Source organism: Streptomyces sp. NPDC040410 (assembly GCF_055595715.1).
The window spans coordinates 21041-30052 of sequence record NZ_JBVIVK010000006.1 but is presented as its reverse complement, the minus strand read 5'-3'; the positions used below and the strand labels follow the sequence as shown (position 1 = coordinate 30052).

The 9012-nt window shown below is 71.8% G+C and carries 10 protein-coding genes; 5 read left to right on the top strand and 5 right to left on the bottom strand.

The genetic code is table 11. The annotated features are described in order from the left end of the window. The first annotated feature begins 11 nt into the window (after positions 1 to 11). Positions 12 to 1493 carry a LutB/LldF family L-lactate oxidation iron-sulfur protein gene (locus ACZ562_RS14435; protein WP_471178792.1) on the top strand — a complete coding sequence of 494 codons (1482 nt, stop codon included), beginning with the start codon at positions 12 to 14 and terminating at the stop codon, positions 1491 to 1493. After that, complete coding sequence (locus tag ACZ562_RS14430) at positions 1490 to 2140, top strand: LutC/YkgG family protein (protein WP_471177966.1); 651 nt, start codon at positions 1490 to 1492, stop codon at positions 2138 to 2140. The genes ACZ562_RS14435 and ACZ562_RS14430 overlap by 4 nt, the downstream gene beginning before the upstream one ends. A 19-nt stretch (positions 2141 to 2159) precedes the next feature. On the opposite strand, the gene ACZ562_RS14425 is transcribed toward ACZ562_RS14430, so the two are convergent. After that, the gene (locus ACZ562_RS14425; RefSeq protein ID WP_471177963.1) at positions 2160 to 2771 is read right to left on the bottom strand and encodes a hypothetical protein; all 612 of its coding nucleotides are present in this window, start codon (positions 2769 to 2771) and stop codon (positions 2160 to 2162) included. A 261-nt stretch (positions 2772 to 3032) separates the two neighbouring features. Here ACZ562_RS14425 and ACZ562_RS14420 point away from each other — a divergent pair, with 261 nt between their 5' ends. After that, the gene (locus ACZ562_RS14420) at positions 3033 to 3890 is read left to right on the top strand and encodes an AAA family ATPase (RefSeq protein ID WP_471177960.1); all 858 of its coding nucleotides are present in this window, start codon (positions 3033 to 3035) and stop codon (positions 3888 to 3890) included. Further along, entirely contained in the window at positions 3887 to 5251 is a 1365-nt protein-coding gene (locus tag ACZ562_RS14415) for a vWA domain-containing protein (protein WP_471177958.1), read from the top strand. The genes ACZ562_RS14420 and ACZ562_RS14415 overlap by 4 nt, the downstream gene beginning before the upstream one ends. Positions 5252 to 5261: 10 nt before the next feature. Here the strand turns inward: ACZ562_RS14415 and ACZ562_RS14410 are convergent, their stop codons facing one another. Beyond that, a complete protein-coding gene (locus ACZ562_RS14410) occupies positions 5262 to 5399 on the bottom strand; it encodes a hypothetical protein (protein WP_471177957.1) in 138 nt (45 codons plus the stop codon). A 152-nt stretch (positions 5400 to 5551) separates the two neighbouring features. Between ACZ562_RS14410 and ACZ562_RS14405 the strand changes: the two genes are divergently transcribed. Then, positions 5552 to 6526 carry an NAD(P)-dependent alcohol dehydrogenase gene (locus ACZ562_RS14405; protein WP_471177954.1) on the top strand — a complete coding sequence of 325 codons (975 nt, stop codon included), beginning with the start codon at positions 5552 to 5554 and terminating at the stop codon, positions 6524 to 6526. A 47-nt stretch (positions 6527 to 6573) separates the two neighbouring features. Here ACZ562_RS14405 and ACZ562_RS14400 read toward each other — a convergent pair whose 3' ends face one another. From ACZ562_RS14400 to ACZ562_RS14390, 3 genes are all read right to left on the bottom strand, one after another. Beyond that, entirely contained in the window at positions 6574 to 6939 is a 366-nt protein-coding gene (locus ACZ562_RS14400) for a cupin domain-containing protein (RefSeq protein WP_471177952.1), read from the bottom strand. 144 nt (positions 6940 to 7083) lie between these two features. Continuing rightward, entirely contained in the window at positions 7084 to 8070 is a 987-nt protein-coding gene (locus ACZ562_RS14395) for a threo-3-hydroxy-L-aspartate ammonia-lyase (RefSeq protein ID WP_471177950.1), read from the bottom strand. Further along, positions 8067 to 8753 (bottom strand): helix-turn-helix transcriptional regulator, encoded by a 687-nt coding sequence (locus tag ACZ562_RS14390; RefSeq protein WP_471178790.1) that lies wholly within the window; start codon positions 8751 to 8753, stop codon positions 8067 to 8069. The genes ACZ562_RS14395 and ACZ562_RS14390 overlap by 4 nt, the downstream gene beginning before the upstream one ends. Positions 8754 to 9012 lie beyond the last annotated feature (259 nt).

Below are 9012 nucleotides of genomic sequence, written 5' to 3'. Positions count from 1 at the left end.
CGTTCGTCGGCATGCCCGCGTTTCCCCCGCCCGCCCACCCGGCCTTCCCGAAGGCCGCGCACGACGCCGTGCACGACCAGACCCTGCGCGGCAACCTGCGGCACGCCACCCACACCATCCGCGCCAAGCGGGCGAAGGCCGTGGCGGAGGTGTCCGACTGGGCGGCGCTGCGGGACGCCGGGAAGCGGATCAAGGACCATACGCTCCGTCATCTCGACCGCTACCTCGTGCGGTTGGAGGAGTCCGTCACGGCGGCGGGCGGCACCGTCCACTGGGCCGCCGACGCCGACGAGGCCAACCGGATCGTGGCCGGCCTCGTCAAGGCCACGGGCGAGAGCGAGGTCGTCAAGGTCAAGTCGATGGCCACGCAGGAGATCGGTCTCAACGAGGCGCTCGAAGCGGAGGGCATCCGCGCCTACGAGACCGATCTCGCCGAGCTCATCGTGCAGTTGGGCAAGGACCGGCCCTCGCACATCCTGGTCCCGGCGATCCACCGCAACCGCGGCGAGATCCGCGACATCTTCCGCGCCGAGATGAGCGCATGGGGCCGGCCGGCGCCCGAGGGCCTCACCGACGCACCCGCTGAACTCGCGGAGGCGGCACGGCTGCACCTGCGGGAGAAGTTCCTGCGCGCCAAGGTCGGCATCTCCGGCGCCAACTTCATGGTCGCCGAGACGGGCACGCTCGTCGTCGTCGAGTCCGAGGGCAACGGACGGATGTGCCTGACCCTGCCCGAGACGCTGATCTCGGTCGTCGGCATCGAGAAGATCCTGCCGACCTGGCGGGACCTGGAGGTGTTCCTCCAGACGCTCCCCCGCTCCTCCACCGCCGAGCGCATGAACCCGTACACCTCCATGTGGACCGGCACCACCGACGAGGACGGCCCGCAGACCTTCCACCTGGTGCTGCTCGACAACGGCCGCACCGACGCTCTCGCCGACGAGGTCGGCCGTCAGGCCCTGCGCTGCATCCGCTGCTCGGCGTGTCTCAACGTCTGCCCGGTGTACGAGCGGGCCGGCGGCCACGCGTACGGCTCGGTCTACCCGGGCCCGATCGGCGCCATCCTCAGCCCCCAGCTCCGGGGCACCGGGAGCGCGATCGACGCCTCACTGCCGTACGCCTCGTCGCTGTGCGGCGCCTGCTACGAGGTGTGCCCGGTCGCCATCGACATCCCCGAGGTGCTGGTGCACCTGCGGGAACGGGTCGTCGAGGGCGGCCGGGTGACACGGGAGGGCAACAAGGTGGTGCTCCAGCCGGCCAAGGGGCACGCCGCCGAGCGGGCGGCCATGAGGGCGGCGCGCTGGGCGTTCACGCACCCGGGCGCGCTGCGCGCCGGACAGCGGCTCGCCTCCCGCACCCGCCGCTTCCATCCGCGTACGCTGCCCGGTCCCGGGCGGGCCTGGAGCGGGACGCGGGACCTGCCGCCGGTGCCCGCGGAGCCCTTCCGCGACTGGTGGCAGCGCACGCACGGAGGAAGGGACGCGGCCAAGTGAGCAGCAGGGAGCGGATCCTGGGCCGGGTGCGGCGCGCGCTCGCGGACGCAACGCAGGACGGCATGCCGTACGAGCAGGCGATCGAGCGCAACTATGTGCGGGAGCACGGTGAGCGGAGTGTCGAGCAGACGGTCGATCTGCTGGCCGAGAATCTGGCGGACTACCGGGCCATCGTGCATCGCACGGACCCGGAAGAGCTCCCCCGCCTCGTCATGCGGCTGCTCGCCGAGCGGGGTTGCCGGTACGTGCTCGTGCCCCCGGGCCTCCCGCCGGAATGGATGTCGGCCGCCGATGCCACCCGAGTCCACGACCGTGCCGTGAGTACGCCGCACGAACTGGACGAGGTCGACAGTGTGGTCACGGGCTGCGCCGTGGCCGTCGCCGAGACCGGCACCATCGTGCTGGACGGCTCCCCCGACCAGGGCCGCCGCCGCATCACCCTCGTCCCGGATCACCACATCTGTGTCGTACGGGTCCCGGACCAGGTCGTCTCCTCCGTCCCGCAGGCCCTCGAACGCCTCGACCCGGCCCGCCCGTTGACCTGGATCTCCGGCCCGTCGGCGACCAGCGACATCGAACTGGACCGGGTCGAGGGGGTGCACGGTCCGCGCACCCTGGAGGTGGTGCTGGTGCACGGACCTGGGTGACCCGCGCCGGCCCGGACCGTCAGCCGTAGACGATCGGGCAGCCGCGCCGCAGCACGTGCTGGGCGGCACGCAGATACAGCGCCACGTAGAAGGCCGAGTCCAGGTCCTGGCTCCACGGCCCGGGCCGGGCAGCGGCCGCTTCCTTTGCCGCACCGTCCAGGAACCACCTGGTCAGGGCGAGGTTGTCGCACGCCTGCGGCACCTCGGCCGGCAACTCGACCGCGGCCGCCAGCCGTTCCGCGATGGCCAGCACCTGGGGCGCGCCCGCGACTGTCGTCTCGTCCGTGCAGGAGGCGGCGACGGGCAGCCGGATCCGCTCGTCGAGCGACAACGGCACCAGCACGGTCCAGCCGCAGAGGACCTCCTCTTCCTCCCGTGACAGACGGGCCCGGCAGAGTGCGGCGAAGCCGTCCATGGGCGGGACCAGCTTCTCCTCGAAGGACAGCCCCGAGCCGCGCACGGACTCGGCCTCTTCGGGGACGGACTCGTACGGCGGCAGACCGCGCCGTCTCAACTCCTCGTTGAGCGCCGTGGCGACCTTGCCCGGCCAGCCGTCCTCCTCTTCGTCCCCCTCTTCCTCGCCGTCACCGAGCCACTCCTGCGCACCGACACTGACCAGATAGATCCCCATGGCCGGAAAAGTACAGGGCACCACTGACAGTCCCCCGCTGGTCCGTCACGGGTTCCAGTAGATGGAGAGGGATCCGACGAAGGCCGCCCCCGCTCCGGGCAGGACGAGTTGTGTCGCCGCGGTGTTCCGGCGGTGACGGCTTCGGCCTTGCAGACGAACGTCAGACCAGCATCAATCGGCCACCAGATTTTTACGTGACACAGGAGCTGAACAAGCGCTTAGATAGGTCACCTGGTATCGCCGTCGAGCTGGAGGCCCCCGTTGTTCACATCCGTCGACGACGTCTCCGCGCGGCTCGCCGCCACCGGCTACCTCGCCTCGCCCGCGGTCGCCACGACCGTCTTCCTCGCCGACCGCCTCGGCAAGCCGCTCCTGGTGGAGGGCCCGGCCGGGGTCGGCAAGACGGAACTCGCCAAAGCCGTCGCCGAGGTCGCGGAGGCCCGGCTGGTACGACTGCAGTGCTACGAAGGCGTCGACGAGTCCCGGGCGCTGTACGAGTGGAACCACGCCAAACAGCTCCTGCGCATCAGCGCGGGCCGCGACGAGACCTGGGACGAGACCCGCACGGACATCTTCAGCGAGGAGTTCCTGCTCACCCGCCCGCTGCTGACCGCCATCCGCGGCGACGACCCCAAGGTGCTGCTGATCGACGAGACCGACAAGGCGGACGTCGAGGTGGAGGGCCTGCTCCTGGAAGTGCTCAGCGACTTCCAGGTCACGGTTCCCGAGCTGGGCACGATCACCGCGACCCGCCGCCCCTTCGTCGTCCTCACCTCTAACGCGAGCCGCGAGCTGTCCGAGGCCCTGCGCCGCCGCTGCCTCTTCCTCCACATCGGCTTCCCGGACGAGGAGCTGGAGCGCCGGATCGTACGGCTGAAGGTGCCCGGTCTGGACGAGGCGCTGGCCGAATCGGTGGTCCGCGTGGTCGGGGCGCTGCGCGCGATGGACCTGCGGAAGGTGCCGTCGGTCGCCGAGACCATCGACTGGGCGCGCACACTGCTCGCGCTCGGCGCCGGCACGCTCGACGAGACCGTCGTACGCGACACTCTGGGCGTCCTGCTCAAGCATCAGGACGACGTCCTCAAGGCGGCCGCCAAGCTCGACCTGGACGCCGTGTGACCGCGCCCGCGGCGGGCGGTGTCGCGGACCGGCTGACCGGTCTCGTCGCGGCTCTGCGCGCGCACGGCGTCCGGATCGGCACCGGCGAGACCGTGGACGCGGCACAGGCGGTGGCGGCGCTGGGGCTGGCCGACCGCGAGCTGCTGCGCGAGGGGCTGGCCGCGACGCTGCTGCACGGCACCGCGCAGCGGCAGGTGTTCGACCCGGTCTTCGACCTGTACTTCCCGCGGGGCGTCGGCGCGCCGGAGGGCGAGTCCGCGGATCGCGAGGACCTTCGCGGGCGCCTCGCGGCCGCGCTCGCCGCGGGCGACGAAGCCCTGATGACCCGGTTGGCCGTCGAGGCCGTCGACGGTTTCGGGGGATACGGTGCCTCGCCGGCGTCGGACGGCTGGTCGTCGTACCAGACGCTGGACCGGCTGCGCCCGCAGACGCTGCTGGCACGGGTCCGTGACGACGTCCGGGCCGAGAGCGGCGGTTCGGGTTTCGCGGACCGGCTGCTGGACGACGAGATCCGGCGGCGCATCGAGGTGTTCCGGCGGCTGGTGGCGGCGGAGGCGCGGCGCCGGGTCGCCGAGCGGCGCGGCCGGGACGAGATCGCCCGGCGGGCGGTGGCCCCCACCGCCGACCGGGTCGAGTTCCTGTTCGCGGGCAAGGCCCAACTGGCCGAACTGCGCAGGACGGTTCAGCCACTGGCGCGGAAGCTCGCCACGCGGCTGGCCGCCCGCCGCCGCCGGGCCACCCGCGGCAGCATCGATCTGCGGCGCACCCTGCGCGGTTCGCTGTCGACGGGCGGCGTGCCGATGCGGCCCGTGCTGCGCAGACGCCGTCCCGCCCGGCCCGAACTGGTGCTGCTCTGCGACGTGTCGGGCTCCGTGTCCGGCTTCTCGGACTTCACGATGCTGCTGGTGCAGGCGTTGCACGACCAGTTCAGCAAGGTGCGGGTGTTCGCCTTCGTCAACCGGATCGACGAGGTGACCGGGCTGCTCGTGCACGGGGCGGCCGACGCGGAGGGGCTCGCGGCCCGCATCCGGGCGGAGGCCACGCTCACGGGCTGGCACGGCAGCAGCGACTACGGTGTCGCGCTGGGCGAGTTCGCGGAGCGCTACGAGGACGCGGTCGGCCCGCGCACCACCGTGTTCGTTCTCGGTGACGCCCGCACGAACATGAGCGACCCGAACCTGCCGGCCCTGCGGCGGATCGCCGAACGGGCCCGCCGCCTCTACTGGCTGAACCCCGAGCAGCGTTCCCAGTGGGGCACGGGCGATTCCGCCGCACCGGACTACGCCGCCCTGGTCGACATGCACGAGTGCCGCACCGCACGACAGCTCGGCGCGCTGGTCACCCGCCTGCTGCCGGTGTGACACAGGCTTCTTACGGGCCCTGGGAGCACCTCTGGGCCGCGAGCTGCGGAGCCAGCGTGGCCGGGCCTGCCTCGACCTGGCGGGTCAGGTCGTCGGCCAGTGCCTCGAAGCCGCGGGTCTCGAAGCCGTCGAGAGCCTGGGCCGCCACGCTCTCGGGCGTGGACGGCCGCGCCCGCTCGTCCCACCGTCATCCTTCAGGCGTAGGGCTTGTCCCTGATGTGCGCAAAAGAGGGGTAGGGCCTGTCCCTGATGTGCCTCCGCCGCCGCTTCCCTACGCTCCGGGTATCGGAGGAGGAGCCCATGAAGGCAGTGGTCCAGGACAGATACGGCTCGGCTGACGAGTTGGAGGTCAGAGAGGTCGACCAGCCGGTGCCCGCGGCCGGCGAGGTGCTGGTGCGGGTGCGTGCCGCCTCGGTCAACGCGTACGACTGGCACTTCATGCACGGCGACCCGAAGATCGCCCGCGCGATCATGGGACTGCGCCGGCCGAAGGCGCCGATCCGGGGCCGGGACTTCGCCGGTGTGGTGGAAGCGGTCGGCAGCGGGGTCAAGGAACTCGGGCCCGGTGACGAGGTGTTCGGCGAGGTCGACGGAACGTTCGCCGAGTTCGTCTGCGCACCCGACTCGATGGTGGACCGCAAGCCGGCCGGCCTCACCTTCGAGCAGGCGGCCGCGATACCGCTGGCGGGCAACACCGCCCTGATCGGCCTGCGCGACGTGGCCCGGGTGGAGCCGGGCCAGACGGTCCTGGTGAACGGGGCGTCGGGCGGTGTGGGAACCTTCGCCGTGCAGATCGCCAAGGCGTACGGCGCCGAGGTGACCGGCGTGTGCAGCACCCGGAACGTGGACCTGGTCCGCTCACTCGGCGCGGACCACGTCATCGACTACACCCGGGAGGACTTCACCCTCGGCGGGCGGCGGTACGACGTCGTGCTCGACCTCGTGGGCAACCGCTCACTGGGGGAGTTCCGGCGCACGGTCACCCCGCGCGGAAAACTCGTGCTGTCCGGCGGTGGTGTGTACGAGGGCGGCAGCCTCATCGGCCCGATGGCTCTCTTCTTCAAGCGGAAACTGCTGTCCCCCTTCGTCCGCGAGCAACTGCTCGAACTCGCGGCGCACCAGAGCAAGCAGAACCTCGCGGCGCTGCGGGAGCTCGTCGAGTCCGGCAAGCTCAGCCCGGTCGTCGAACGCACATATCCCCTCAGCCAGGCGCCCGAGGCCATCCGTTACGTGGAGGTGGAGCACGCGCGCGCGAAGGTCGTCGTCACGGTGTGAGACGAACGGCCCTCGCGCTCCCCGCCGCGGGTGACCGGCGCCGGCGGCTAGCCCTTGTCCGCCTTCGCGTAGTCCTTCGCCATGGATCCCTGGAAGTCGTACACCACGCATGGCTCGTCGCCGACGACCCAGGCGTCGTGCCCGGGCGGGATCACGAAGACGTCGCCCGGGCCCACTTCGCCCTCGCCGCCGTCGTCCATGCGGATGCGCATGCGCCCCTCCACGACATAGCCGTTGTGGTGGATCTCGCAGCTCTTGGTCCCCGCGATCGGCGCTACCGACTCGGACCAGCGCCAGCCGGGTTCGAAGGTGCCCACGGCGAAGTCCAGTCCGCTCATGTGGACTGCTTCGAGGTGGCCCCGGGGGAAATCGCGGCGCTCGTCCGGCTTGTCGAGCGTCTTGACCTCAAACATGACGACTCTCCCTTCCGGCCGTGCTCAGTACGGCCGGGGCCGGTCTCGTCTCCCGGCCGCCGTGCGCGGCGCAGGCGGGCCGGACCCCACCACACCATCGTCCGCCCGCCCGGCCGGGACTGCCATTCGGGTGACGGGGCCGTGTCAGTCCCCGTCGTTCCCGGTTCCGCAGAGCCGTGCGAAGCGTTCGGCGTCGATGTTTCCACCCGAGATGATCACGCCGATCCGCCCCGGGAGGCGGCCCGCACGGCCGGCGAGCAGGGCGGCCAGCGGGGTGGCCCCGCTCGGTTCCACGACGATCTTCAGCCGTTCGAACGCGAACCGCATCGCGTCCCTGATCTCGTCGTCGGAGACCAGGGCGATGCCGTCGACCAGCCGCCGGTTCACGGAGAAGGTCAGCTCTCCGGGGGTGTGCAGGGCCTGCCCGTCGGCGATGGTGTGGGGCACCGGGATACTGACGCGCCGCCCGGCCTCCAGTGACCGCTTGGTGTCGTCCCCCGCCTCCGGCTCGACACCGATCACCCGGATCCGCGGGTACAGCCCCTTCGCGGCCGTTGCGCTGCCGGCGATCAGCCCACCGCCGCCGACCGGGGTGAGAAGGGCGTCCAACTCCCCTGCATCTTCGAGGAGTTCGAGGGCCGCCGTGCCCTGCCCGGCCATGACGTGCGGGTGTTCGTAGGGCGGGATGAGCGCGAGACCCCGGTCGGCGGCCAGGGCCTGGCCGATGGCCTCGCGGTCCTCGGTGTAGCGGTCGTACGTGACGATCTCGGCGCCGTAGCCGACGGTGGCGTCCCGCTTGGAGCGCGGGGCGTCCTCGGGCATGACGATCACGGCGGTGGTGCCGAGCTCGCGGGCGGCCAGGGCGACGGCCTGGGCGTGGTTCCCGGACGAGTAGGCGGCGATGCCCCGGGCCAGCTGCTCGGGTGTCAGGCAGGAGGCCGCGTTGTAGGCACCGCGGAACTTGAAGGCCCCCACGCGCTGGAAGTTCTCACACTTGAGGTGGACTTCGGCACCCACGAGGGCGTCGAGGGTGCGCGAGCGCAGGACCGGAGTGCGGTGGGCCACGCCTTTGATCCGGGCGGCGGCCTCACGGACGTCGTCGAGGGTGACCGGTGGGGTGGTGGTCGTCACGAGTGTCCTCCATCGGAAGTCGGGGCGGTCGGGGCGGTCTCGTTGCGGGCCTGCGCGAGGTAGCTGTAGGCGGAGGCACGGGAGATGCCGAGCCGGGCCGCGACCTGCTCGACCGCGCGGCGGACGGCGAACACGCCGTGCTCGTCCAGGCTGCGGAAGAGGTCGAGGCGCCGCGTGCGGTCGAGTGTTGCCCAGGTCAGGTTCTGCCGGAGCTGGTGGGCGTCGAGGATGGCGTCGACGACGGAGTCGATGTCGTTGCCGAAGGTGGTCACCGGTGGCTCGCCCGCGTCACGCGCGAGCCCGGCCAGCGCGCCGAGCAGGGTGTGGGCCTCGGTGACCGCGGTGACGTCGAGGTTGACGCAGAGGGCGCCGAACACCGCGCCCGTCGAGTCCCGCAGGACCATCGTGGACGACTTGAGCAGCTTTCCGGTCTCAGTGCGGGTGACGTAGTTGAGATCGTCACCCGCCTCGTCGCCCCGTGCGACGATCCGCATGCCGATCTCGCTCATCGCCCCGCCCACCGCACGCCCGGTCACCGAGCCGGCGAGGGCCACGACCGACTCCTCCGGCCGCCGGTAGTCGTGCAGGACCACCTCGCACACCGGCCCGAACGTCGCGGCGATCCCGTCGACGACCGGGGCCAGCGCGGCGATGATCGCGTCCCGTTCCGCGTCCGGCTCCATCCTGACCTCCACCGCTCCTCCTTGCCTCGACCAGGACATCCAGACTACACGTCCAATCACTGGACGGAACGTCCAAGCCCGGCGAGCGCATCGCGGCCCTGCACGAGGCCGGCCGCTCCGTGCCCGGCGAGGTGTCGCCGGCTACGACGACGTCCCCGAAGCCGCGCACCGGCTCCCCCGTTCACCGCAGTGCGCACCGACCTCGCCGAGATCGGCACCCGGTCCCTGCGGCTGCCGCTGAACCGGCTCGACGGCCCGG